Below are 25,072 nucleotides of genomic sequence, written 5' to 3'. Positions count from 1 at the left end.
GGATTATGTCCGGATCCGGTGACGCTCCGGTATCGGGATGCGTTCCAGTACGCCGCCGCGGAACACGTCGTAGAGGTCGAGCGACTCCAGGTGCACGTAGCCGATATGGCAGTCGCAGGTGGCGAGCGGGCAGCCGCTGCGGCCCAGCTTCTCCCGGAACGAGCCGTCGTAGAGGTTGCCCATGGGGATGTCCACGAAGTGGCAGCGCCGCACGTTGCCGTCGCCGTCCACGGAGAGCACGCTGTCGCCCGTCCGGCAGGGCACGCCCAGGCTGGGGTGCGGGTGGCGGCTGTAGTGGAAGTGCGGGTCGAGCGCCTGCCATCGGGCGGCCTCGTCGTCGGTGTAGGTCCGGCCCTCGGCGGCGTTGACCCACAGGTACACGTCCTCGGGCAGGTCGGCGCGCATGCGCCGGGCCGCTTCGAGGTGCTCGGGCTCGCCCACGACGCCCACGCTGAACCGCACCCCGAGTTCGACCAGGCGGCGGGCCTTGGCGGCGAAGCGCTCGTGGGTGACCTGGCCGGGGTGGTAGGTGGTCCACAGCGCCGTCGAGGAGAGGTCGCAGTCGGCCAGCCATTCGAGGCGGCCGCTCAGGTTGGTCTGGATGGCCACCCTTTCCACGTGCTCCAGGGCGCTCAGCCGGACCAGGGCCCTGCGGTACCAGGACCGCACCAGCCCCTCGCCCCAGGGGGTGAACAGCACCGAGATACGGGTGTCGGCGGCCGCCACCCAGTCCTCGAACCGCTCCAGGGCGGCGCGGTCGGCGCGCAGCGTCTCCGGGTTGTCGCGGCGCTTGGCGAACGGGCAGTACGGGCAGTCGTAGTCGCAGCTGGCCAGCGGCCCCCGGTACAGAAGGGTCAGCATCAGCGGGCCTCGTATTCGGTCATGAGGGCGTTCACCCGGTCGGAGAAGAACAGCGGTCCGACGGCGTCGGAGTGCGCGAGGCCCTCCTCGGTGAGCAGCAGGCGGTCGCCCTCGGCGAGCCAGCCGCGCCGGTCCAGGGCGGCGAACAGGTCCGGGAAGTCCTCCCGCGGGTGGGAGCCGAACCGGGACGTGTAGTCGCCGGCGGCCATGCCCTCGGTGCGCAGCAGCGACTGGAGCAGGTGGCGGCGGCGCCGTTCGTCGTCGTCCAGCAGGAAGCCCACCTCGGCGCGGGCGAAGTCGGCGGCGTCGCGCCCGATGTAGTCGGCGATGATCGAGCGCACCTGGCCGATGCCGACGGCGTAGTCAAAGGAGTAGTGCGCGGCGGTGGTGTAGGAGCGGGCGCCGCAGCCCAGGCCCACCATGCCGTCGGTCTGGCAGCAGTAGTCGGGGCCCTGGGCCCGGGGGGCGTCGGCGCGCCTGAACATGCGCATCGACACCTGTTCGTAGCCGCGTTCGCGCAGGTGGTCGCGGCCCTGCCGGTACAGGGCCAGCCGGTGGTCGTCCCAGGAGCGGCCCCGGCGGCCCAGCCCGGTGAGCGGGCGCACGTAGAGCGGGTAGAGGTAGACCTCCTCCGGTGCGTGCTCCAGCGCCGTGTCCAGGGAGTAGGCCCAGGTGCGCTCGTCCTGGCGGTCGATCCCGTAGATGAGGTCCACGTTGAGGTCGGCCGTGGTGTGCGCGCGGATCAGTTCGAGCGCCCGGTCGACCTCGGCGCGCTTCTGCGGGCGCCCGGCGGCGTGCGCCTCGGAGTCGATGAAGCTCTGCACGCCCATGCTGATCCGGGTGACCCCGCGCTCCTGGAGCACCGCGAGGCGGTCGGCGGTGGCGGTGGCCGGGGAGGTCTCCACCGACATCGGGACGGCCGTGAGGTCCACCCCGAAGGCCGACTCCAGCACGTCGTACACCCGGGTCAGCTCGTCGGCCTCCAGGTAGGTGGGGGTGCCGCCGCCCAGGGCGGCGCGGGCGAACCCGGTGCCGTCGGGCAGGGTGGCGGCCACGGTCCCCGCCTGGCGCTCGAACGCGTCCAGGTAGGCGGAGACCTGTTCGGCGGGCGGGGTGGAGCGGGTGAACAGGTTGCAGAACCCGCAGCGCATCTCGCAGAACGGGATGTGCAGGTACAGCGACAGCGCCCGCACGTCCTCGTCCCGCCACAGGTCGGCCAGCAGGGGGCGGTCGGCGAAGGGGCGGTAGGCGCTCTTGTGCGGGTAGGCGTACACGTAGGAGCGGTACGGGGAATCGGTGGCCAGGGGCAGGGTCGTCACGCGGTGGCCTCCTCGGCGGTGGTGTATCCGTGCGGCAGGAAGAAGTGGGCGTAGGGCACCGTCCACACGACCTCGTGGCCGATCCGGTGCCCGGTGTGCCCGTCCTCGCCGTAGGCGGTGCCGTGGTCGGAGCACACGATCGCGAAGCAGGGTCGGCGGGCCGCCATCGCCTCCAGCACCGGGGGCAGGTGCCGGTCGACGTACTCCAGGGCGGCGGCGTGGCTCTCCCGGGTGTCCCCGGCCTCGCGGGTCGCCCCCGGCAGGTGGAACCAGTTGGGCTGGTGCAGGGCCGCCACGTTGAGCAGCAGGAACAGCGGCCGCTCCCCGGACCGGGCGACCTGCACGGCCCGCGCCGCCTGGTTCTCGAAGGAGTGCGGGTCGGCGACGCCGAACGACTCCTCCCAGTGGCTCTCCTGGAACATGTCCGGGATGACCGAGCCCACGGCCGACCTACGGTTGAAGAACCCGGTGCCGCCCACACAGGCCGTGCGGTACCCGGCGGCCGCCAGCCCCGAGGCCAGGTCGGGGGTGTCGAACGTCCACGTGCGCGGGGCGGTGGACACGCTCCCCGGGAAGGCGGCGGCGAACAGCCGCGGGTGCGGTCCCGGCGCGGCGGGCGTCGGCAGGAACCCGGCGAGCATCGCCAGGTGCGAGGCGTAGGTGAAGCTGCCCGGGGCGTGCCGCTCCTCCCACCGGCCGCCCGGCAGGAGCCGGGCCAGGTTGGGGATGCGCCCGGCCTCGGCCAGCTCGACGGCGACGTCGTAGCGCAGGGTGTCCAGGGTGAGCAGCAGGATGTCGTGCGTGCCCACCACGGCGTTCATGTCCGGAAGGGTGGTGTCCATGTTCTCTCTCAGGATGCGCTGCCGACCGGTGCGGGCGGGACGGGGCGGCGGCCGGTGTCCAGGGCGTGCAGCTGCTCGGCGTAGGTGTCGCGGCCCTCGTGCAGGACCCCGGGGATGAGGTCGCCGAACGCGTTGACCTCGCACACCGCGAACGACCGCCAGCCGGGGGTGGCCATCAGGTCCACCCCGGCGTGCAGGGTGTCGAAGCACCCGGCGGCGGCCTCGGCCACGGCCATCGCCGCGTCCCACGCGGCCGGGCCGACCCGGGCCTTGAGGGCCTCCAGGTCGCCGCGGGCGTTGCCCAGGTGCAGGTTGGTCATGGGGGTGGCGGAGGAGCGCACCACCACGTGGTGCGCCTTCCCGGCGGTGACCACGACCCGCAGGTCGATGGTCTTCCCGGCGAACCCGGCCTTGGGCACCCACCGCTCCACGTGCAGCCCGTCCGGGGCCAGGGCGTCCACCACGGCGGCGACGTCCTCCTCCCGGGTGTAGGTGCACGGCTTCAGGCTGTTGAACAGGGCGGGGCGGCCGTCCCCGTCCCGGGTCAGGTGCGCGGAGGTGATGGCGCGGACGCGGCCTCCCGGGGCGGTGGCCAGGGCGATCACCCCGGAGGCCGAGGAGCCGTGCGCGGGCTTGACGAACACCCGGGGCCAGCGGTGCCGCTCCATGGCGGCGCGCAGCTCCCGGTAGTCGCGGACCGGGGCGTCCGGAGCGGGCGGGACCGGGACCCCGGCGGCCTCCAGGCGGGCGTGGCAGCGGCGCTTGTCGCACATGACGACCAGGTCGTCCACGTTCTGGAGCAGGTGCGCGCCGGGAGCCGCCGCGACCGCGTCGGCGAGGCGGGCCAGGGCGGCCCGGAACCCGGCGTGGTGGTCGCCGGTGCCCTCGGCGCGGTAGAGGTCGGGGTCGTGGTCCCAGCCGCGCAGCAGGCGCTCGGTGGCGACGTCGCCGCCGGGGGAGTCCACCCGGACCAGCGCGCCGGCCGGGATCTCCACGGGGCCCGCCGCCAGGTCGTACCAGGGCAGGACGGCCGGCTCGGGCCACCCGGAGGCCGCGGCGGCGGCCCGGAACAGGTCCAGGCGCCGGTTGCCGGGGACGCCGACCACCACGAGGGGGCGTTCGCGGATCATTCGGACACCACCGTGTAGTAGTGGAGCTCGGTCGTGTCGCCGTGGTCGTACACCTCGGGCTCCTGGGGCGCGGACAGGTTCACGTCCACCCCGGGCAGGGCGGCGCGGATGCCCGCCTGCACCTCCTCGGAGAGGAAGTGGTGGTGCAGACCCAGGCGCTCCAGGTGGGCGAAGGCGCCGGCGTGCTCGATGATCGCGCGGCCGCCCTCGTCGGTGAGGTCGCCCAGGTCCAGGCCGAGCGAGAGCACCCGGGCCAGGACCTCCGAGCCCGCCAGCGGCGCGACCCAGGAGTCCACACCGCGGGTGTTGAGCAGGCCCAGGTGCTCCAACTTGGGAAAGGCACCGCCGGACAGCAGCGGCGCGAGGTCGTCGGGGGTGGCGCCGCCACCGTAGTCCTCGTCGCCCAGCCACAGCTCCAGGCTCCGCAGCCCGGGCAGGTCCGAGGCGCACACGTCCCGCACCACCTCCGGGCGCAGGCCGCCGCTCTCCACCGTCAGCTCGCGCAGCCACCGGTGCTCGGGCAGGTGCAGGCCCAGCTCCCGGGAGCCCCCGCGCACCACCAGGCGGCGCAGCCTGGGGAAGGCGGCGACCAGCGGCGCGAGGTCGCACAGGTCGATCCAGGAGATCTCGTTCTCCTGCTGGAGGACCTCCCCGAAGAACAGCGACCGGACCTCGGGCCACCCCCCGGCGCGCCGCACGAGCTCCCCGGCGACCCGCTCCGCGTCCATGTCGTCCTCGTCCTCGACCAGGTTGCCGACCACCAGGGCGCGGAGCTTCTTCCCGGGGACGAGCGAGGTGAAGCGGTCGAGGTACTCGGGCAGCGTCTCGAAGGGCCTGCGGTAGCGCGGCGAGACCGTGCGCAGCCGCCAGGCGTACGAGCCGGGATCGGCCAGCGCCCGGAAGAGGGGCTCGTAGGACGGCGGCAGCTCCTCGTGGAGCTCCCCCCGGTTGTACGCCCAGCGCATGGCGGTGTCGAAGTCGTCGCGGATGCCCTCCCAGGAGGCGAACTCCGCGACGGGCAGCCCCGCGAACTCCTCGATGTGGTGGCTGTTGGGCATGCGGATCACTCCGAGACGGCGCAGTAGTAGAAGAGCTCGTCCTCGTCCTCGTCCTCGGGCTCCCTGGGGTCGGACAGGTCGACGGCCACCCCGGGCAGGGCGTCGGCGACCAGGGCGCACATCTCCTCGGAGAGGAAGTGGTGGTGCAGGTCCAGGCGCTCCAGGTGGGCGAAGGCGGCGGCCCGGTCGACGATCCCCTGCGCCCCGTCGTCGGTGAGGGTGCCCAGGGAGAGGTCGAGTTCGCGGACGCCGGAGAGCACGGGGGCGTCGGCCAGCGCGTGGACCCAGTCGTCCAGGCCCCGGACGTTGCGCACGCCCAGGCGCTCCAGGCGGGGGAAGGCCTTCCCGGACAGCAGGGGCGCGAGGTCGTCGGGGGCCGCGCCGCCGCCGTAGTCCTCGTCGCCCAGCCACAGCTCCAGGTTCCGCAGGGCGGGCAGGTCCAGGCCGACGATCCGCCGCAGGAGGTCCGGGTCCAGGCCCCCGCTCTGCACGACCAGCTCCTCCAGGTGCTCGTGCCGCCCGAACCCGATGCCGAAGCCGTCGGCGCCGCCGCGCACCGTCAGGTGCCGCAGCCGGGGCAGGGCGGCGACCAGATCCGCGATGTCGTACTTCCTGATCCAGGAGACGGACCGCTCCGCGGGGAGGATCTCGCCGACGAACAGCGAGCGCAGCCCGGCCAGCCGGCCGGTGCGCTCTAGGAGGACGTCGACGGTCTCGTCCATGTGGGTGTCGTAGTCGTGGCCGGGCAGGTCGGCCAGGATGAGGGCGGTCACCTCCTCGACGGCGACCTCCGCGAAGAACCGGTCCAGGTAGCCGGCGACGGTCTCCAGGTGCGGCAGGCGCACCCGGCCGGCCTCGTCGCCGCGCCACACCTGGGGGGAGGAGGCGGTGCGCAGCCGCCACGCGACCGACCCGGCGGCGGGCAGCGCGGGCGCGGGGGAGGGGGGAGCCCAATCGTCCCGGACCGGGTACTCGGACCCGCGCAGAACCTCCCAGGAGGGGAAGTCGACGACGGGAAGCCCGCCGAACTCGGTGATGTGGTGATGGATGGGCATGGGGACCTCGGGGCCGGGACGGTGGAGGGAGCACGGCGGAACGCACTCCGCCAGCTGGGGTTTCGGGGGGTTCCAGGTTTAGCAGCCCCCGGCGACGTTCCGTCCCCCGGAGGGGTGGATGCACGAAAGCCCCCGCCCCACCAAGGGCCGCATCCGCTCGCACCCCGGAGAAAGAACACCGCCCGGCCGCCCCGCCCCGGCCCCGAAAGCGGATAGGTGAATCAGCTGCTGGCGCTGTGCTTGGCCGCTACAGTGAGCAACACGTTACCGGGTGGAATGTCCGTTTCTTGGGAACTTGCAAATTCGGCTGGTTGACGTTGTAATCCGAGCAGGTCAACGAGCCTGCTCCCCGCGCACGCGGGGATGGCTCCTCGGCCGCCATGCGGTTGGCGTCCTGCTGGGGCTGCTCCCCGCGCACGCGGGGATGGCTCCGTAGCGTGTGGGCTACTTTCGCCCCTGGAACGCTGCTCCCCGCGCACGCGGGGATGGCTCCAGGGTGTGGCCACCCCTGATGCACCCGGCGCACTGCTCCCCGCGCACGCGGGGATGGCTCCCATGACCTACCAGGCCTCGGAGACCATCCTGGCTGCTCCCCGCGCACGCGGGGATGGCTCCCTGATCGGCGTGTGGAAGCTGGAGTTCCAGCGCTGCTCCCCGCGCACGCGGGGATGGCTCCACCGAACGGCCTCTGACCGACCAACCTGCTCTCTGCTCCCCGCGCACGCGGGGATGGCTCCGCGAACGCGTCGAACTCCTTGCCGGGGCCCCACTGCTCCCCGCGCACGCGGGGATGGCTCCCCGCCAGGGCAGCGAAGCCGGCGACGGGGAGGCTGCTCCCCGCGCACGCGGGGATGGCTCCTCGTCGAAGGTCGCGTACTCCTCCGCGGCCGCCTGCTCCCCGCGCACGCGGGGATGGCTCCCTGAGGATCCGGTCCGACTCGGCAGCCGCCCACTGCTCCCCGCGCACGCGGGGATGGCTCCTACAGCAGACCACCGGGGACCACAGCGGTCTACTGCTCCCCGCGCACGCGGGGATGGCTCCAGGGTGCTCACGCCGTCACCCCCGCCAGGGAGCTGCTCCCCGCGCACGCGGGGATGGCTCCGCCCTGGCGGCCATGTAGGACCACTCCGGCATCTGCTCCCCGCGCACGCGGGGATGGCTCCGGACCAGACCTGAAGTGCTCCGGTTCGTGTCCAGGAAACCCCTATCCCGCGTACCAGGGCGGCTCGCGGTCCAGGTGCGCGGGAAGCTCCGTCTCGGCAGGGTCCCAGGTCAGCTTGAGGCCACGGCGAAGCCGATGCAGCTCATGGTCCGGAAACCGGCGCTGCTGCCAATACCCATCAACGTAAGGAACCGACACCCACCCCGCGCGCCAGTAGTCGGTCGGTATCCCACCCACCGCCACCTGCTTGCTCGGCGGAACCTCCCCGGCCTCGACCAAGGCACGACACGAACGGCATGCCGAGACGGTACGGTCCGCCCCGCCCTCCGGGTTGAACCGGACCTTGTCCGTGAGCGGCCCGTGCGCGGGATCGAAGAAACAGGGCGCACCCCGGTGCGGTCTGGGCCCGCCCCGGCCGAGTGCTTCGGCGACCGCAAGGAGGTACCGCGCCTCGGCGATGTGACCGCTCGCCCTGGTGATCCCGTCAGCGGTCCGCACGGGAGCTTCCTGGTTGAAAAGCACCTGTTCGGCGGCCCAGAGGTGCCCGGTCAACACATCGCGGTCAACGACATCCCCCGCCCCGGACAGACGCTTCGCCTCCTCGGCGGCCTGCGACCATTCGGCGGTCAGCACCGGAAGATAAGCCGCGACGACCTCCGCGTCCTTCGGCCCCTCACGAAGCTTGAACAGCACGAACCCCACCGCCGCCACAACGACGGCGACCACCACGGCGCCGGCCGTGACCAGAGCGGCCCCTACCCCTGGCCCGAGCCAGAACACGATCAGGAACGCGCCCACCGCCAGCACCACCGCGGCCGCGGCCGCGGTCTGCACGACCACGGCCAGATTCAACTCCCGACGTCTGCTCACCCCAGCACCCTAGGCGATATGCGCATTTGCTCCACCGATCGTTCTGACCGCCCCCCAGCCGTTCGTCCACCCGACCGGGACCCTCAACCACCCCCGGAGGGAATCGTTCGGCGTCCATCGCAAGGGGCGAAGGCGGCACGTTCCTATGGGACCTGACCGAAGAGGGTTGCTCACCCGCCTGGAGCCCTCAGCCATTGCCGGAGGGCGTCGCTGGGCCCCCGCCGCAGGGGGTGAGGGCCGCGGGTGATCTCCCACCTCGACCCCAGGGGGTTCGGGTAGGGCGGTACTCGGCCCGGGCCCCAGGGGGTGAAAGGGACTGTGAGGTTTCCAAGACGTGCACCGCCTGGGAACGGCGGTCTGTGGTCGCAGCCACGGGTGACTGGTTTCCAAGAGCTGAATCGCTTGGAGGGTACAGCCGCGGAGCGTGGATCCGTCCCCGCGCAGTCGGCGCCCGGCAGACCACCGGAGGGGTGCGTTGGGCGCACATGGTGGGTGGTGGGGGTGCGCTTTCCGGGGACGGGTCCGCGCGAGGCGCGCGCACCCGCACCGCCTGGAAAGGTTGGGGGCGCCGGCGGCGGTGCGGGCGCTCCACGCTGTCGCCTACTCCCGCGGATGACCGCGGTACGGACGGGAGCGGGGGTGAAAGCCGCACGCACCCGCGACCTCAGCCAGAGGGGGGGTCGGGGAGGAAGGACCGCGACCCCCGCCCCAGGGGGTGTGGCCGCACGTTCCCGCGACCCCGGCCACAGGCCGGACACCGGACCGCGCACCTCCGCCTCAAGGGGGTGAAGGCCGCGCGCTCCCGCGACCTCAGCCAGTGGGGGTTGGAGGAAGAACCGCTGCCTTTGCCCCAGGGGGTGTTGCCGCACGTCCCCGCGACCCCAGCCCCAGCCCCAGTCCGGCCACTGGACCGCACACCTCCACCCACGGGGTGAAGGCCGCGCGTACACGCGGCATCAGCTATATCCATCCATCCGGAGACGTAGCGGCGGTCCGGCTCCGCCCACCGGGCGAACGCCGCCGGGCACGCAGCCAGGTACCCCCGGGAGCCGTCCACTCCCTCCGGGAGCCCCTGCCAGGGCTCCCTCTCGCGCACAGCCACCCGCGCCCAGCAGCCAGGCGAAGCCCTGCGGGGAGATGACCGCCGCCCGAACCGCCCTGTGCGGCTGGTGGACGTGAGCACGGACGCGGACCCGCCTCGCCCCGCCCCACCCACCCACCCCCACCACCCCACCTACTCGGTGACGGCCGTGTACCGGTGCGGCCCGTCCTTCCACTGCGCGGGCTCGCGTCGCGCCGACACGTCCACCACCGTGCCCCGCCGCCGGAACACCCCGGCCACCTGCTTCTCCACCTCTTCCGACAGGTAATGGTGGTTCAGGTCGAGGTACCGAAGCCGCCGAAAAGCGGACGCACCGTCGACCAACGCCCGCGCGCCCTCGTCGGACAGGTCCCCCAGGGACAGGTCGAGGACGTCCAGGTCCCGGACCACCGGCGACCCCGTCAGCACCGGGATCCACTCATCGAGCCCCGGGACGTTGCGCAGACCCAGGTGCCGCAGCCGGGGGAACGCCCCACCCGACAGCAGCGGCTCCAGACCCTCCGGCGTGACCCGCCCGCCCGCGTGCCACTCGCTCCCGAACCACAACTCCAACCGGTGCAGCGCGGGCAGCTCCGAGGCGCACACATCCTCGACCACCTCCGGGCGCAGCCCCGCGCTGTGCACGGTGAGGCGTTCCAGCGACCGGCTCTCCAGCCGCAGCCCCAGCTCCTCCGAACCGCCGCGCACCACCAGTTCGCTCAGCCCGGGCAGCGCGGCCACCAGCGGGGCCAGGTCGCACAGCCGGATCCAGGAGAGCTCCTGCTCCTCCGACGTGACCTCGCCGAAGAACAGCGACCGCAGCCCGGCCAGCCTCGGGGCAGCTCCGACCAGCGCCTCGACGGCCGGTTCGGCGAGCATGCCGTAGGAGTCGTCGTACTCGGACAGGTAGCCCACGATGAGCGCCCGCAGCGCTTCCAGAGGCACTTGTTCCGTGAACCGGTCGAGGTAACGGATGATGTGCTCGCGGGCGTATCCGTCCTCGTCGCCCTCCTCCTCGCCGGCCTCGTCCGCCTCCTCCGCCTCGTCCGCCTCCCCGAGCGGGTCGCCCTCTCCCTCGGGATCGTCCCGCCACGGCTCGGAGACGGTCAGCCGCCACGCGAAACCGCCCGGGTCGGCGAGCTCCGCCTCGCCCGCCTGGCGCGGGTGGACGACACCCTCCTCCTCGTCCGGCACCGACAGCGGGTCCGTGAACTCCACGACCGGCAGCCCGCCGAACTCGGCCACCCGGCTCAGGTGCGACCTCGGCCCGAACACGGTCACTCCGTCACCGCCGGGAAGCGCCAGTCCCCGTCCTGCTCCTGCCGGTCGCCGACGCTGATCTCCACACCCGCCTCGGCGAAGGCGGCGCCGACACGGGCCTCCATCTCCTCCGACATGTAGTGGTGCTCCAGATCCAGCTTCCCCAGCTCACGGAAGACGGGGGTGTCCAGCAGCACCTGCGCGCCCTCGTCGGTGAGGGTGCCCATCGACAGGTCCAGGGAGCGCACCCGCCCCACCACGGGCGCCTCGGCCAGGGCGCGCACCCACAGGTCGGTGTCCTCGGCGTTGCGCAACCCCAGGTGGTTCAGCTGCGGGAACGCCTCGCCCGACAGGGTGCGGGCCAGGTCGGCCGGGGTGGTGTCGCCGCGGTAGTCGTCGACGCCCAGCCACAGCTCCAGGTTCTCCAGCGCGGGCAGCTCGGCGGAGTCGATGCTTCGAGCGACCCTGGCCGGCAGGCCACCGCTCTCCACCGTCAGGGAGCGCAGCGCGTCGTGCCGTCCGATGTCCAGGCCCAACTGGCTCTTCTCGTGCATGTAGGGGTCGCCGGTGCCGCGCACCGCGAACTCGGTGAGCCACGGCAGGGCGGCCAGGACCGGGGCCAGGTCGGGCTGGTGGATCCAGGAGATCTCCTGCTCCTCGGCGGTGAGGTCTCCGATGAACAGGGACTCCAGGCCGGTGAACGCCGCGGCGTGCTCCACGAGGGCGTCGCGGGCCGGGGCGCCGGGCTCCGGCGATTCGGAGGAGCCCGAGGCGCCGATCACCATGGCCCGGACCAGGGCCGTGTCCGCCTCCTCCACGAAGGAGGCGAAGTACTCACGGAACTCCTCCTCCGGCTCGTAGCTGTCGACCCCCAGCCACCAGGCGTAGTCGCGCACGGTGCGCAGCGCGGCGAGCCGGGCCAGGGCGTCGGGGGCCGGGCGCCGGCCGTACCGATCCGGCTCCGCGGCCATCCCCGCCGGGGAGATGTACTCGAACACCGGCAGTCCGCCGAATTCGCTGAGGTGATCGCCGATCATCAGGGTCGCTCCTGGTACAGGGGTATCGGGTGAGTCATGTGTAGCAGCCTGCGGTGACGGATCGGGGCGCCGACCCGCCGCCTACCCGGCCCCCACCCCGCCGCCATCCGATCCGTCACTCCCAATCCGCCTTCACTAGGCTCACCGCGCCTGCCCCACCCCCTCCACCTACTCGGAGACCGCCGGGTAGACCCGCCACGGCGCCCCCTCCATGCGCTCCTCCACGTCGACCTCCGTCCCCGCGGCGGTGAAGACCTCGCGGACCAGGGCCGCCGTCTCCTCCGTCATGTAGTTGTGGTGCAGGTCGAGGCGGCGCAGCCCCCGGAACCCCGGGGTCTCCATGAGCACCCGCGCGCCCTCGTCGGTGAGGGTCCCCAGGGACAGGTCCAGGACCTCCAGGCGCTCCAGGACCGGGGAGCCCGCGAGCGCCCGCACCCACTCGTCCGTCCGCTCGGCGTTGCGCAGGCCCAGGGACCGGACTCCGCCGAGGACCCGCCCGTCGAGCAGCGGGGCGAGGTCGTCGACCGTGACGGACCCGCCGTACTCCTCCACGCCCGGCCACAGCTCCAGGTGCTCCAGGGCGGGCAGGCCCGCCCCCATCACGCTGCGGGCCGTGGCGCCGGGCATGCCGCCGTTCTGGAGCGTCAGCGACCGCAGTGAAGGGTGCTCGGCCACACCCAGGTTCAGTTCGTCCCCGCCGCCGCGCACCGTCAGGTCGGTCAGCCCCGGGTAGGCGTCCAGCAGCGGCACCATGTCGCACTGGACGATCCACGAGATCTCGCTGTCCCCGGTGGTGTACTCCGTGAAGAACAGCGACCGCAGCCCGGTGAGCCGGTCGGCGTGGTCGACGAACAGGTCCCGGTACTCCGCGGTGCTCTCGGACACCTCCAGCCCGAACCCGCCCGCGATGAGCGCCCGCACCCTCGCCGGGTCCACCCGGCCGAAGAACGCCTCCAGGTGTTCGTCGAAGTCCTCCTCCCGGCACCGGCACCAGGGGCCGTGCTCGGCACAGCCGGGGTCGTGCGGCGGGCCCAGCCGCCAGGCGACCGACGCGGGGTCGGCGAGGGCCGCGGCGAAGCGCGGCTCGTCGGGACGGTGCCGCAGTTCGTCGAACGCCACCACGGGCAGCCCGGCGAACACGGGGGTGTAGTCCCAGAAATCGACCATGTCCTCGTCCTCCTCCTGTTCTTCCTGCTCCTCCTGCTACGCCCGCTCCGCCCTCAGGTCACTCGCCGACGGCCGGGTAGGGGTAGCCGTTGCGGGCGTCCACGCGCTCGGACACGTCGACCCGGACGCCCGCGGCGGTGAAGGCCTCGACGACGCGGGTCTCCATCTCCTCGCTCATGTAGTGGTGGTGCAGGTCGAGGCGGCTCAGATCGCGGAATCCGGGGGCGTCGAGGAGGATCTGTCCGCCCTCGTCGGTGAGCGTGCCCAGGGACAGGTCCAGGACCTCCAGGCGCTCCAGGACCGGGGAGTCGGCGAGCGCCCGAACCCAGGGGTCGGTCTCCTCGGCGTTGCGCAGGCCGAGGGACCGTACGCCGGCGTGGACCTCCCCGCTCAGCAGCGGGGCGAGGTCCGCCGGGGTGGCGTCGCCCTCGTAGTTCTCCATGCCCAGCCACAGCTCCAGGTGTTCCAGGGCCGGGTAGCGGGAGGCCAGCACCTGCCTCATCAGCGCCGCCGGGAGCCCGCCGCCCTGGAGGGTCAGCGAGCGCAGGGAGCGGTGCTCCTCCACCGGCAGGGAGAGCTCACCGGTCCCGCGGACGTCCAGGCGCTCCAGGCCCGGCAGGGCGTTCAGGACACCGGACAGGTCACCGTGGTCCAGCCAGGAGACCTCGTACTCCTCCGAGGTGACGTCGCCGTAGAACAGCGAGCGCAGGCCGGTCCAGCGCGGCGCGCAGGCCAGCACGGCGTTCCGGACCGGCACCGGGTCGGCGGCGTTCATCGTGTCCTCGAGGCTGCCGAGGACGAGAGCCGTCACCGCGGCCGGGTCCACGTCGGCGCAGAACCGCTCGTAGTACCGGGTCACGTACTCGCCCTCCTTGGACTCCAGGCGCCCGGCGTCGGCCAGCCGCCAGGCGTACGCGCCCGGGGTCCGTGCGGCCGCGAGCATCGCCAGCGGGTCCCCGGCCCTGGCGCCCCCGGCGGCCATGGCCTCCTGGGAGCGGTACTCGAACACGGGCAGCCCCGCGTACTCCGTCAGATGGGAGCCGAAACTCAAGGCCGGGCCTTTCCAGGTCGTCGGGGGTGGTCACAGGGGAGGTTCCGGGGACGAAGCCGGATACAGGCTCGGATACAGGACCGGACGCCCGGGCGGAGGCGAACGCGGACGCCGGAGCAGGCGCGGGGGCGGTCCCGCTCCCGGGCCCGCCCCCGCTCCCACCCCCGCTCCCGCGCCCGCCCCCGGGACGGGTTCACTCGGTGACCGAGGGGTAGATGTCGTCCTTGCTCCCCTTGAAGCGTTCGGAGGCGTCGACCCGGACGCCCGCGGCGGTGAAGGCCTCGACGACGCGGGCCTCCATCTCCTCGGACATGTAGTGGTGGTGCAGGTCGAGGCGGCTCAGCCCGCGGAATCCGGGCACGTCGAGGAGGATCTGGGCGCCCTCGTCGGTGAGCGTGCCCATGGAGAAGTCCAGGGCCTCCAACCGCTCCAGGACCGGGGCGTCGGCCATGGTCCGGACCCAGAGGTCGGTGTCCTCGGCGTTGCGCAGGCCCAGGGACCGCACGCCGGCGTGCACCTCGCCGTTCAGCAGCGGGGCGAGGACCCGGGGAGTGGTGTCGCCGCCGTAGTTCTCGATCCCCAGCCACAGGTCGAGGTGCTCCAGGGCCGGGTAGCGGGAGGCCAGCACCTGTTCCACCAGCGCCGCCGGGAGCCCGCCGCCCTGGAGGCCGAGGGAGCGCAGGGAGCGGTGCTCCTCCACCGGTAGGGAGAGCTCGCCGGTCCCGCGGATGGTCAGGCGCTCAAGACGCGGGAAGGCGGCCGGGATGGCGGACAGGTCGCCGTGGGTGAACCAGGAGGCCTCGTACTCCTCGTACGTGAGGTCGGCGTAGAACAGGGAGCGCAGGCCGGTCCAGCGGGGCGCGCACGCCAGCAGGGCGTCCCGGATGAGCTCGGGCTCGTCCATGTCCATGGTCTCCTCGTAGTTGCCGACCACCAGGGCCGACACCTTCTCCGGGGGGACCTCGGAGCAGAAGCGCTCGTAGTACCGGGTCACGAACTCGCCCTCCCGGGGCTCCCAGCCCTCGGAGTCGCGCAGCCGCCAGGCGTACGCCTCGGGGGTGCGCAGGGCGACGAGCATCGACAGCGGGTCCGTCATCTCGCGGTGCCCCCGGGGGTACTTCTCGGTCCAGGCGCGCTGCGCGGCCATTCCCTCGGGGGAGCGGTACTCGAACACCGGCAGTCCGCCGTACTCGGTCACGTGTTCGTTGAAGGCCAAGGTCGGCGCCTTTCGGGTGCGCGGTTCGGGGGTTCGGGGCTCGGAGAGGCTCAGGGTGCTTCGGGGAGGTTCAGGGTGTCGCGGGGCGGGGGCCTCTCACTCGCCGACGGCGGGGTAGTACCGGAAGTCCCAGTCCTCTTCGTCGTCCTCGTCGTAGGCGTCGTCGGGTTCCTCCCGCCCGGACACGTCGGTCTCGACGCCGGCGGCGGTGAAGGTCTCCAGGACGAGCCGCTCCATGTCCTCGGACATGTAATGGTGATGCAGGTCGAGGCGGCGCAGTTCGCGGAAACCCGGGACATCGAGCAGGACGCGCGCGCCCTCGTCGGTGAGGGTGCCCTTGGACAGGTCCAGCTCCTCCAGGCGCTCCAGGACCGCGGAGTCGGCGAGCGCGCGGACCCACCGGTCCGTGTACTGGGCGTTGCGCAGTCCCAGCGACCGGACCCCGGTGTGGACCTCGCCGTTCAGCAGCGGGGCGAGGTCCTCGGGAGCGGTGTCGCCGCTGTAGCCCGGGACGCCGATCCACAGCTCCAGGTGCTCCAGGTTCGGGTAGTGGCCCGTGACCACCCGCCGTGTCAGCTCTGCCGGGAGGCCGCCGCCCTGGAGGACCAGGGAGCGCAGCGCGGGGTGCCCGTCCACCGCCAGGTCCATCCCGCCGGTGCCGCGCACGGCGAACCGCTCCAGGCCGGGCAGGGCGTCCAGGACCGGGCCGAGGTCGCCGTGGTTCAGCCAGGACACCTCGCTGTCGCTGTAGGTGAGGTCGGCGAAGAACAGCGAGCGCAGCCCGGTGAGCCGGGGCGCCTGCGCGACGAGCGCGTCGCGCACCGGCGCGGAGTCGTTCACGTTGATCGTGTCCTGGATGTTCCCGATGACCAGGGCCGTGACCTCCGGCGCGGCCGACTCGGCGGCGAACCGCTCGAAGTACGCCCCGACACCGCCCCGGTCCTTCGACGTCTCGGAGCCGTCGTCGTCGGCGAGCCGCCAGGCGTACGCCCCCGGGGTGCGCAGGGCGGCGAGCACCGCCAGCGGGTCGGCCGCCGTGTCCTGCGGGCGGTACTCGAACACGGGAAGCCCCGCGAACTCGGTCAGATAGGAGTTGAACATGAGGGGGTTCCTCGGAGTAGGGGGAGCAGGGAACCCAGGAATAGCAGAGCCGGGCGACGAACGCGGACCGGCCGGTCGGTCCCGTGCCGCCGTGTGCCCGGTCCCCGCCGCCCCCATCGCGTGCCTACCGCCCCACCGCGCCCACCGTTCCCACGGTGTGTCCGGCCCCCACCGCGTGCCTACCGCCCCGCCGTGTGCCCGGTCCCCGCCTTCCTCACCGCCCCACCGCCCTCACCGCGTGCCCGGTCCTCCCCGCCCGGGCGTGGCAGCCGGACTCCACCGCCTCCTCCAGCATCCGCCGCAGGTTCGGGCACTCCAGCACGTCCCCGGACTCGCACGCCACCGCGTGCGCCACCATCTCCCGGGCCGCCCGCAGCCGCTCCAGGCGCTGGTCCAGTTCGGCCAGGTGCTCGGCCAGCGCGGCCCCGCGCCGTTCGGCGTCGGCCCCGCCCAGCTCCCGGATCCGCTCCAGGCTCATCCCGGCGTCCTGCGCGCTCAGCACCAGCGCCACCTGCAACCGCTGCTCCGGGGCGTACCGGCGCTGCCCGCCCACCCGGCGGACGGGCACCAGCACCCCCATCGCCTCCCAGTGCCGCAGCACGTGCGGACCCAGCCCGAACTCCGCGGCCAGGTCCCCGATGGACAGTTCCCCGCCGTTCCGCTTCCCGGTGCTTGACCTCATGTCCACATGAAGTTCCACACTGGGGCCCCGTGTCAAGGGGCGCGGGACAGGCATCCCGGAGAACGGGACGGGTATCCCGGAGAAAAGGGGAGACGACCATGGACGAGCACACGGAACGGGTCCGCGGCGACTGGAACCGGATGGCTGCCGGATACGACCGGGGCGAGCGCGTGCAGCGGCTGGTCCTCGGAGGCACCCGGGCCCGGCTGTGCGGCCTGGCCCGCGGCCGGACCCTGGAGGTGGCCGTCGGCACCGGCCACGACCTGCCGTACTACCCCGACGGGATCGAGCTCACCGGCCTGGACCTGAGCCCCGCCATGCTCGCCCGGGCCCGCCGCCGGGCCGCCGCGCTCGGCCGCCCGGTCACGCTGGTGGAGGGCGACGCCCAGGAGATGCGGTTCGACGACGGGGCGTTCGACACCGTCCTGTGCGCGCTGTCCCTGTGCGCCATCCCCGACCAGCGCCGGGCGCTGGCCGAGATGTACAGGGTGCTGCGCCCCGGCGGGCGGCTGCTGCTCGTCGACCACATCGAGTACACCAAGGCCCCCTGGCGCCGGCGCGAGGCCCGCAAGGAGCGGCCGCGGCGGCTGCCCCGCGCGGTGGCGCTGGAGGTCGGGTTCGAGGTGGACCGGTACGACCGGACCGTCCTGGGATTCCTGGAGAGGGTCGTCGCCCACCGCCCCGGCTCGGCGGGGGAGGGGCCGATCGCCGGATGACACGCGGTGTCGTGGCGGGACATCCGCGCCTCCCCGGTGTGAGAGTGGTGCCATGGCCACACACAGTGAACTGCGCGATTTCTGGGAGCGCCGCCTCGAGGGCGACTGGACCGAGAGCGGTGTCGGCTACCGCGCCCTGGGGCGTCCCTTCAACACCTGGATGTACAAGGTCCGCGAGGAGGTGTTCCTGCGCCGGGTGGGGCGCCTGGGCCTCATCGACCCGAGCGTCCTGGACGTGGGCAGCGGCACCGGCTTCTACGTCCGGCTCTGGGACCGGCTGGGCGCCGCCGACGTTACCGGCTGCGACATGACCGACGCCGCCGTGGCGCGGCTGCGCGAGCGCTTCCCCGACCACCGGTTCGTCCGCCAGGACGCCTCCCACCTCGAGGCGTTCGAGGACGCCTCCTTCGACGCCGTGTCCTGCATGGACGTCCTCTTCCACATCACCGACGACGACCGCTACACCTCGGCGATCGGAGAGTTCGCCCGGGTGCTGCGCCCCGGCGGGACGCTCGTCATCTCCGAGAACTGCCTCCAGCGCCCCGAGCAGCGCGGGGAGCACCAGGTCAACCGCACCCTGGAGTGGATCGCCGGGACCCTCGACAAGGCCGGGTTCGACCTGCGCCTGCGGGTGCCCATGCTGGTGCTCATGAACGCCCAGGTGGACGCGGCCGCACCCTGGCGCAAGGCCTGGGGCGGGGCGCTGCGCGCCGCCACCCTCACCGCCCCCACCGGGTGGCTGGCCGGGGCCGCCCTCTACCCGCTGGAGCGCCGCCTGGTGCGCGAACGCAGGGAGAGCCCCACCACCGAGCTGCTGGTCTGCCGCCGGCGCGGCTGACACGAATCCGGACATGGCAGGGTGTGCCGTCCCGGGCGGGTGGCCGCGCGTTACGGTGGGGGTCCACCTTGTGCCGGAAACGGCGGTCACGGGGACCGGACGCCCGGCGCGGCGGACGTCCTGCTCGGGAGGCGACTTTGCGACGCTCCACCATCAAGTCCGCGGTCAAATGGGGGCTGCTCGGCCTCCTGGCGACCCAGATCGCGGTGGCGGCGACGCTCATGGGCGTCAACCACTGGCGGCGGAAGGTGCGCCCGCACCGGGCGTACTTCCCGCGCACCGCCCCGGAGGCGCTCCCCGTCGGCGACACCACCGCCACGGTGTACACCTACGGCGAGGACCTGTACGAGGACATGCTCGCGGCGATCCGGGGGGCCCGGCGCCGGGTCCTCTTCGAGTCCTACATCGTCAAGGACGACCGGGCCGGGAACGAGTTCAAGCAGGCGCTCATCGACGCCGCGGAGCGCGGCGTCGAGGTGTACGTCATCTACGACGGGTTCGCGAACCTGGTGGTGCCCCGGTCGTTCTTCGACTTCCCGCCCGAGGTCCACGTGCTGCGCTACCCGGCGTTCCGGCCCGGGGTGCTGCTGTTCAACATCCGCAAGTCCGGCCGCGACCACCGCAAGATCCTCACCGTCGACGGGGAGATCGGGTTCGTCGGCGGCTACAACGTGGGCTCCCTGTACGCCACCGAGTGGCGCGACACCCACCTGCGGGTGGACGGCCCGGCGGTGTGGGAGCTGGAGAACGCGTTCGTCGACTTCTGGAACGCGAACCGGGGGGCGCGCCTGCCCGAACCCGGCATGCTGGGCGACCCGCAGTGGGACGCCCGGTTCCGGGTCCACCGCAACGTGCCCGAGCAGCTCATCTACCCGATCCGGGCGATGTTCCTGGAGGCCATCGACCGAGCCAAGGACCGGATCCTCATCACCCAGGCCTACTTCATCCCGGACCGGGAGCTGCAGCGGGCGCTGGTGGACGCGGCCGGGCGGGGGGTGGACGTCAACATCCTCATCCCGGAGAACTCCAACCACGTCCTGGCCGACTGGATGGCCCGCGGCCAGTACTCCGTGCTGCTGCGCGGCGGGGTGCGGCTGTGGCTGTACCAGGACGCCATGGTGCATGCCAAGACCGCGACGGTGGACGGGCGGTGGAGCACCATCGGCACGGCCAACGTCGACCGGCTGAGCCTGACCGGCAACTACGAGATCAACGCCGAGATCTTCGACGAGGGGGTGGCCCGGCACCTGGAGGACGTGTTCGCCAACGACCTCACCAACGCCCGGGAGCTCACCGAGGAGGAGTGGAGCCGCCGGCCGTTCGCCGCGAAGTTCAGCGAGATCGTCCTCGCCCCCTGGCGGCCCTTCCTCTGAGGACGGGCGCCGGCGGGCACCGCCACCGGCGGATGCGTCACCGGCGGGTGCGGGGGCGTTCGCGCTGGTAGGTTCGGTGCTTTCGGCACCCGGCTGGAAGGGCCCCGCGAGCAATGGCGTTCGAGTTCGACTTCGACGACCCGTCCCTGAGGGCCGCGCTGGCCCTGCACGAGGACCAGGAGCGCCAGGGCCCCGGCTCGCGGGCCACCACGGAGCTGCTGCTGTCGCTGGCGGGTCCGCTCCCGGGGCACCCGCGGGTGCTGGACCTGGGCAGCGGGACCGGCGCGGCCTCCCTGGTGCTCGCCGAGCGCCTGCCCGGCGCGCGGATCACGGCGGTGGACATCTACCCGCCGTTCCTGCGCCGGCTGGAGGAGGCGGCCGCGGCGGCGGGCGCCGCCGACCGGATCACCGCCCGCCAGGGGTCCATGGAGTCGCTGGACGACCTGCCCGACGGGTCGGTGGACCTGGTGTGGAGCGAGGGCGCCGCCTACAACATCGGGTTCGGCGAGGCGCTGCGCTCCTGGCGGCGGCTGCTCTCGCCCGGGGGCGCCCTGGTGGTCACCGAGTGCGGGTGGACCACCGACGAGCCCTCCGCGGCGGCCCGGGCGTACTGGGACGCCGCGTACCCGCTGCACACCACCGCGGAGAACGTGGCGGCGGCGACCGCGGCCGGGTACACGGTGCTGGCGACCTACCTGCTGCCCGCCGCCGACTGGCTGGAGTCGTACTACGCGCCGCTGGAGGCCCGCGCCGCGCGGTCCGACCCCGGCGACGCGCACGCGGCCGCGGCCGCCGAGGACGTGCGCCGCGAGGCGGAGCTGTACCGGGCGCACGGCGGCGAGTACGGCTACGTCGGCTACGTGCTGCGCCCCCGCCGCCCCTGACGCGGCGCCTGCGGGCGGGGAAGCCCCCGCCCGGTGACCGTGGGGTCCCCCACGGCGCCCATCTGCGTCTGGCCGGCCGCTCAGCGGCGGCGCGGGCGCTCGCCCGGGGGCGGGACCAGCTTGCTGGAGAAGAACGGGTCCGGGTCGGCCTTGCGCGGGCGCGGGCCGCCCCAGTGCTGCGGACCGGGGTGCGGGGTGCGGCGCAGGGCCCCGGCGATGGCCGACGGCGAGCCGCCGCGCCGGCTGGACCGGGTCTGCGACCTCGGCTCGTCGTCGTGGTCGTCGCGGCGCGCTCCGCCCGCATCCTTCATCCCGTGGCCCCCCGGATGGTGCTGCTGCTCCCGCAGCCATCATCGGTCGGTCACTCTGCGTTGTCACCACGACACGGCGTTCCGGGGAGAAGTCCGTGCCGGCACCTGGCGAACGGCCGACCGGGGCCGGGGCGCTCCGCCGCGGAGGAGGAGCCCGAGCAGCCCGCCGAGGAGGAGCCCGCGGTCACCATGACCGCCACCCACGGGGGCACCACCGGGGACACCCTGGACGACACCGTCTACACGGTGGTCAACGTCGAGATCGTCAACGACAGCGAGGACTCGATCGAGGTCAACCCCATCTACTTCTCCGCCGAGCTGGCCGACGGCACCGTGGTCAGCGACTGGTCGGATGCGATCTTCGCCGACCTGGACAACCCGCTGGACGCCGTCACCCTCCAGCCCGGCCAGAAGGCGTCCGGCCAGATCGCCCTCGTCGGTGAGGTCGACGTGGCCGCCGTGACGATGGAAGAGCTGTTCGGCCTGGAGGACCCGGTCACCGCCACCGTCGAGTGACCCCCGCCCCCGCAGAGCCCCGGCCGTTCCCCGGTCGGGGCTCTCGTGTTGCCGGTGTCGTATGACACGTGGGGGTCTGGCGGCATGAGGCGAACGATCGTGAAGAGCGATGAGGCGCGCACGGGTTTCCGCCACCTGCTCGACGAGGTGGACGCCGGCGGCTGCGTCGAGGCGCGCCGCTACGGCCCCGGACCGGCGGGCCCGGGAACACCACGAGGGATCCGGCGCCGCACGGTGCGCACCCGCGAGCCGGCGGCCGCCCGCGCCCAGCGGGTCACTTCCACGGGCACACCGCGGCGACCCTGTTGACGGGGCCGGGCGCGGACGCGCGCACCGTCCGGGAGATCCTCGGCCGCTCGCAGACCGGCCGGACCGAGCGGTACATCCGCGCGTCCGGCGCGCTCGCCCGAGGCGCCAACGACCGGATGGGGTCGGTACTGCCGGATGACGTGTAGAGACGGGAGCCCCGTGGGTCGCGACCGGAATCGCGACCCACGGGGCTCCTCCCGTGCTGACTCTGCGATGCCCTCGCAGGTCACACCATGCGGCCCCAGCAGGATTCGAACCTGCGACACCCGCTTTAGGAGAGCGGTGCTCTATCCCCTGAGCTATGGAGCCATGGGTCGGTGGGCGGCCGACGCAGGTATGCGTTGCCCCGCCACCGGGCCAAGCCTAACCCAGGATGGGCGTACTCGGGGTGTCGAAGAGTGTCACGGCCCTCCGAGTGGGGGACTCTGCGTGCATGGCGGAGTACTCTGACCTACGATTGGTTGTCCTGGTGGCGGTGTGATGTTGTTCACGAGGGCTGTCTGGTTTGGTCCCGTTCCGTCCCCGCGCGGCGTGGTGCGGGCGGTTCGTGTGACCTACGGCACCGCAATGACCAGCGACGACATCGGCGGCCGAACGGTGCGCGCAGAACGGGGTGTTGTGCCCTCCCGGATTACGCGCGACTCGGCCGACCGTTCTCGCGTGACCGCAAGTGGACATGTAGTACGTTGCGTTGCGGCCACGGGTAGGCGTTCGAGGATTAGAAGCAGCCGGAGGAGCATTCGTGCCGTTCACCTCTGATTCGGCGCGGCGGGGACCCCGCGTATCGGAACCGGCGGATGGTGCGCCGTCCGCGGTCTCCCGCCGCGGCTGGCACGCCGGGCTCGCCCGGGCCCTCACCCTGTTGCTGGTCACCGGTCTGATGGTGGTCCCGCCGCCGCCGGTGGCGGTCGCGCCGGCCGCAGCCAGCCTGGAGGAGCTGCGCGAGCAGGCCGAGGCCGCCGCTGAGGAACTGGAAGACGCCACCGCCGAGTACACGGAGCGGCAGGAGGCGCTGGAGGAGGCCCAGGGCGAACTCGTGGAGACCATCCACGAGCTGCAGCAGACCGAGCTGGAGCTGGGCGAGATGCGCGAGCCGCTGGCGCAGCTGGCCAGCACCCTGTACCAGCAGCCCAGCGCCGGGCCTCTGGGCGTCCTGGTCGCCGGGGACCTCGACGAGGACCTGCAGACCCAGTCGTACGCGGCCAAGCTCTCGGAGAACAACGAGGTGCTCATCCAGGACGCCACCGACCTGCGCGACGAGCAGGTGGAGCTGGCCGGGCAGGCCCAGGAGCTGCAGACCACCACCCAGCTGGAGCAGGCGGCGCTGGGGGCCGAGGTGGAGCGGCTGCGCACGCGGTCGGAGGAGAGTACGCAGGCGCTCACCGACGAACTGGAGGCGCGCGGCATCGACCCCGACTCCTACATGGCCGCCGCCAACTGCGACCCGAGCAAGGCCGAGCTGGCCAGCGGCTACCCCAACGGCCTGCTGCCGTCGGAGGCCCTGTGCGAGCTCTACGACGGCAAGTTCCTGCGCGCCGACGCCGCCGTGGACTTCCTCGAACTCAACGTGAAGTACATCGAGCGCTTCGGCGAGAACATGTGCATCAACAGCGCCTACCGCGACCTGCCCAACCAGCACCGCGTCTACGCCGAGCAGCCCCCCGGCTTCGCCGCGGTCCCGGGCACCAGCAACCACGGGCTGGGGCAGGCCATCGACCTGGGGTGCGGCATCCAGAACTTCCGCTCGGAGAGATGGAACTGGATGGAGACCAACGGCGCCGACCACGGCTGGATCCATCCGGCCTGGGCCAAGTCGAGTCCGTTCGAGCCCTGGCACTGGGAGTACACCCGCTGAGTCGCGCTCCGCGTACCCGCCCCGGGCGGGGACGCGGGGACGGACCGGGGGCGGCCCGACCTGGCCGCCCCCGCGGCGTGTCAGACGGCGGTCTCCGGGACGACCTGGCTGGTGCAGGCCGGGCAGCGCTCGGCCTTCTTGTTGATCTCGGTGAAGCAGTGGGGGCACTCGCGGGTGGTGGCCTCCTCCGCCTTGACGTAGCGCTCCATCAGCTTGGCTACCGGCAGCACCACGAAGAAGTAGACGATCGACGCGGTGAGCAGGAACGAGATCGCCGCGTCGATGAACGCGCCGTACAGGAAGCGGCTGCCGTTGATCTCGAAGTAGAGGTCGCTGAAGGTGGGGATCCCGCCGAAGATGCCGATCAGCGGGGTGATGAACCCTTCCGTGAACGCGGTGACCAGGTTGGCGAAGACCGTGCCGATCACGACCGCCACCGCGAGCTGCACCAGGTTCCCCTGGAGCAGGAACTTCTTGAATCCATCCATGGCAAAAGCCCTACGTGTCTCGTTTGCTGTGCGGAACGCGCCCCCGCCGGGGGTCCGTGGCCGCACGCGCCGGGGGCACGGGACGAGGCGGGCGGGGCGCCCGGCCAGCTTTCACCACAAAAGGTCAGTGGTCAACTGCGGATGGTGATGGACGCAAGGTCAGCGGTCAGCCGCGGATGGTGATGGACAGCCGGGAGTCGACGGCGTGCCCGGCCAGTTCCCTGGCCTCCTGCGGGCTGGCCGCGATGAGGATCAGTGCACCGCCCTCGCCGCCGTGGTCGCTCTCGGACGGCACGGCCAGCACCGGGCGGCCCTCGACCACTTCCGCGGCCGGTCCGGCGCGGGCGGGGGCGAACTCGTCGCGGCCCCGCGCCGCCAGCACGTCCACCCGGTCGCCGGGGGAGAGCAGCGCCACCGCCCCGGGGTCGGCGACCCGCACGGGCACGGCGACCAGGCCGTCGCCGTAGGGCAGGGCGGGTGGGTCGGCCAGCCGGGCGTCGGTGACGACCTCCCCGCGGCGGACGGGGGCGTTGAGAGAGCGGCCCGCGGTCGCGGTGCCCGGCTCCAGGGCGCCCCGCGGGGCGAGGGCCGTGGGCAGGGAGGTGGGCGCGAGGTCGCCGGCGGCCAGCGGCCCGGAGGCGTCCAGGTCCCGGGCGGCGACCAGGACCTCGACGGTGGCGGGCGGCGGCGGGCGTACCGCCAGGACGGCGGCGGTCAGCGCTGCGGCGGTCAGCAGGGCGGCGAGGGTCCGCCGGTGCCGGTCCACGAAGCGGGTGAGCGCGCCGCGGTGCCGGTAGGGAGGACGAGGGGGCTCGGTCATGCCCCCAAAATAAGTCCGCCGGACCCGCCCGGACGGGTTGTCCACAGGCCCTTTTCCGCCTCGTCCGGG

The 25,072-nt window shown here is 73.0% G+C and carries 24 protein-coding genes, 1 tRNA gene and 1 CRISPR repeat array; of the genes, 7 read left to right on the top strand and 18 right to left on the bottom strand.

Going from position 1 to position 25,072, the window contains the following annotated elements; genetic code table 11:
- Positions 1–3 precede the first annotated feature (3 nt).
- The 14 genes from ABZ249_RS17500 to ABZ249_RS17435 form a co-directional block, all read right to left on the bottom strand.
- Complete coding sequence (locus ABZ249_RS17500) at positions 4–861, bottom strand: STM4011 family radical SAM protein (RefSeq protein WP_355263647.1); 858 nt, start codon at positions 859–861, stop codon at positions 4–6.
- A complete protein-coding gene (locus ABZ249_RS17495; protein WP_355263644.1) occupies positions 861–2,180 on the bottom strand; it encodes an STM4012 family radical SAM protein in 1,320 nt (439 codons plus the stop codon). The genes ABZ249_RS17500 and ABZ249_RS17495 overlap by 1 nt, the downstream gene beginning before the upstream one ends.
- Positions 2,177–3,022 (bottom strand): STM4013/SEN3800 family hydrolase, encoded by an 846-nt coding sequence (locus ABZ249_RS17490; protein WP_355263641.1) that lies wholly within the window; start codon positions 3,020–3,022, stop codon positions 2,177–2,179. The genes ABZ249_RS17495 and ABZ249_RS17490 overlap by 4 nt, the downstream gene beginning before the upstream one ends.
- Before the next feature lie 8 nt (positions 3,023–3,030).
- The gene (locus tag ABZ249_RS17485) at positions 3,031–4,152 is read right to left on the bottom strand and encodes an STM4014 family protein (RefSeq protein WP_355263638.1); all 1,122 of its coding nucleotides are present in this window, start codon (positions 4,150–4,152) and stop codon (positions 3,031–3,033) included.
- Complete coding sequence (locus ABZ249_RS17480) at positions 4,149–5,210, bottom strand: STM4015 family protein (RefSeq protein WP_355263635.1); 1,062 nt, start codon at positions 5,208–5,210, stop codon at positions 4,149–4,151. The genes ABZ249_RS17485 and ABZ249_RS17480 overlap by 4 nt, the downstream gene beginning before the upstream one ends.
- Positions 5,211–5,215: 5 nt before the next feature.
- Entirely contained in the window at positions 5,216–6,265 is a 1,050-nt protein-coding gene (locus tag ABZ249_RS17475; protein WP_355263632.1) for an STM4015 family protein, read from the bottom strand.
- Between the two features lie 342 nt (positions 6,266–6,607).
- Positions 6,608–7,429: a CRISPR direct-repeat array (repeat unit 29 nt; unit sequence CTGCTCCCCGCGCACGCGGGGATGGCTCC).
- A 41-nt stretch (positions 7,430–7,470) separates the two neighbouring features.
- A complete protein-coding gene (locus tag ABZ249_RS17470) occupies positions 7,471–8,298 on the bottom strand; it encodes a hypothetical protein (RefSeq protein WP_355263629.1) in 828 nt (275 codons plus the stop codon).
- A gap of 1,234 nt (positions 8,299–9,532) precedes the next feature.
- Positions 9,533–10,654 (bottom strand): STM4015 family protein, encoded by a 1,122-nt coding sequence (locus ABZ249_RS17465; RefSeq protein WP_355263626.1) that lies wholly within the window; start codon positions 10,652–10,654, stop codon positions 9,533–9,535.
- Between the two features lie 2 nt (positions 10,655–10,656).
- Positions 10,657–11,676 carry an STM4015 family protein gene (locus tag ABZ249_RS17460; protein WP_355263624.1) on the bottom strand — a complete coding sequence of 340 codons (1,020 nt, stop codon included), beginning with the start codon at positions 11,674–11,676 and terminating at the stop codon, positions 10,657–10,659.
- 168 nt (positions 11,677–11,844) lie between these two features.
- Complete coding sequence (locus tag ABZ249_RS17455; protein ID WP_355263621.1) at positions 11,845–12,843, bottom strand: STM4015 family protein; 999 nt, start codon at positions 12,841–12,843, stop codon at positions 11,845–11,847.
- 58 nt (positions 12,844–12,901) lie between these two features.
- On the bottom strand, positions 12,902–13,894 hold the full coding sequence (locus ABZ249_RS17450) for an STM4015 family protein (protein WP_355263618.1): 993 nt from the start codon (positions 13,892–13,894) through the stop codon (positions 12,902–12,904).
- Between the two features lie 193 nt (positions 13,895–14,087).
- A complete protein-coding gene (locus ABZ249_RS17445) occupies positions 14,088–15,110 on the bottom strand; it encodes an STM4015 family protein (protein WP_355263615.1) in 1,023 nt (340 codons plus the stop codon).
- Between the two features lie 96 nt (positions 15,111–15,206).
- Positions 15,207–16,211: an STM4015 family protein gene (locus ABZ249_RS17440; RefSeq protein ID WP_355263612.1), complete on the bottom strand. Its 1,005-nt coding sequence runs from the start codon at positions 16,209–16,211 to the stop codon at positions 15,207–15,209.
- Between the two features lie 214 nt (positions 16,212–16,425).
- A complete protein-coding gene (locus ABZ249_RS17435) occupies positions 16,426–16,893 on the bottom strand; it encodes a MerR family transcriptional regulator (protein ID WP_355263609.1) in 468 nt (155 codons plus the stop codon).
- Positions 16,894–16,991: 98 nt separating this feature from the next.
- Between ABZ249_RS17435 and ABZ249_RS17430 the strand changes: the two genes are divergently transcribed.
- From ABZ249_RS17430 to ABZ249_RS17415, 4 genes are all read left to right on the top strand, one after another.
- On the top strand, positions 16,992–17,609 hold the full coding sequence (locus tag ABZ249_RS17430) for a methyltransferase domain-containing protein (RefSeq protein ID WP_355263606.1): 618 nt from the start codon (positions 16,992–16,994) through the stop codon (positions 17,607–17,609).
- Positions 17,610–17,661: 52 nt separating this feature from the next.
- Positions 17,662–18,447, top strand: coding sequence for a class I SAM-dependent methyltransferase (locus ABZ249_RS17425; protein WP_355263603.1), 786 nt, complete (start codon positions 17,662–17,664; stop codon positions 18,445–18,447).
- 137 nt (positions 18,448–18,584) lie between these two features.
- Positions 18,585–19,820, top strand: coding sequence for a phospholipase D-like domain-containing protein (locus ABZ249_RS17420; protein WP_355263600.1), 1,236 nt, complete (start codon positions 18,585–18,587; stop codon positions 19,818–19,820).
- A gap of 113 nt (positions 19,821–19,933) precedes the next feature.
- Positions 19,934–20,704: a class I SAM-dependent methyltransferase gene (locus ABZ249_RS17415; RefSeq protein WP_355263597.1), complete on the top strand. Its 771-nt coding sequence runs from the start codon at positions 19,934–19,936 to the stop codon at positions 20,702–20,704.
- 80 nt (positions 20,705–20,784) lie between these two features.
- On the opposite strand, the gene ABZ249_RS17410 is transcribed toward ABZ249_RS17415, so the two are convergent.
- A complete protein-coding gene (locus ABZ249_RS17410; RefSeq protein WP_220564794.1) occupies positions 20,785–21,015 on the bottom strand; it encodes a calcium-binding protein in 231 nt (76 codons plus the stop codon).
- 189 nt (positions 21,016–21,204) lie between these two features.
- On the opposite strand from ABZ249_RS17410, the gene ABZ249_RS17405 reads away from it, so the two are divergent.
- Both ABZ249_RS17405 and ABZ249_RS17400 read left to right on the top strand, forming a co-directional pair.
- Positions 21,205–21,531: a DUF4352 domain-containing protein gene (locus tag ABZ249_RS17405; protein WP_355263594.1), complete on the top strand. Its 327-nt coding sequence runs from the start codon at positions 21,205–21,207 to the stop codon at positions 21,529–21,531.
- Between the two features lie 84 nt (positions 21,532–21,615).
- Complete coding sequence (locus tag ABZ249_RS17400; protein ID WP_355263591.1) at positions 21,616–21,840, top strand: hypothetical protein; 225 nt, start codon at positions 21,616–21,618, stop codon at positions 21,838–21,840.
- A gap of 236 nt (positions 21,841–22,076) precedes the next feature.
- Here ABZ249_RS17400 and ABZ249_RS17395 read toward each other — a convergent pair.
- Positions 22,077–22,149: transfer RNA gene (locus tag ABZ249_RS17395), tRNA-Arg, on the bottom strand.
- 433 nt (positions 22,150–22,582) lie between these two features.
- Here ABZ249_RS17395 and ABZ249_RS17390 point away from each other — a divergent pair.
- Positions 22,583–23,695 (top strand): D-alanyl-D-alanine carboxypeptidase family protein, encoded by a 1,113-nt coding sequence (locus ABZ249_RS17390; protein WP_355263588.1) that lies wholly within the window; start codon positions 22,583–22,585, stop codon positions 23,693–23,695.
- 80 nt (positions 23,696–23,775) lie between these two features.
- Here the strand turns inward: ABZ249_RS17390 and mscL are convergent, their stop codons facing one another.
- Both mscL and ABZ249_RS17380 read right to left on the bottom strand, forming a co-directional pair.
- Positions 23,776–24,183, bottom strand: a complete 408-nt coding sequence (gene mscL / locus ABZ249_RS17385; protein ID WP_220564796.1) for a large conductance mechanosensitive channel protein MscL — start codon at positions 24,181–24,183, stop codon at positions 23,776–23,778.
- Between the two features lie 166 nt (positions 24,184–24,349).
- Positions 24,350–25,003, bottom strand: a complete 654-nt coding sequence (locus tag ABZ249_RS17380) for a Flp pilus assembly protein CpaB (RefSeq protein ID WP_355263585.1) — start codon at positions 25,001–25,003, stop codon at positions 24,350–24,352.
- Positions 25,004–25,072 lie beyond the last annotated feature (69 nt).

Source organism: Nocardiopsis sp. NPDC006139 (assembly GCF_040614155.1).
Lineage (GTDB): Bacteria > Actinomycetota > Actinomycetes > Streptosporangiales > Streptosporangiaceae > Nocardiopsis > Nocardiopsis changdeensis.
The sequence above is the reverse complement of the archived record's forward strand: the minus strand, read 5'-3'. Positions and strand labels throughout refer to the sequence as shown.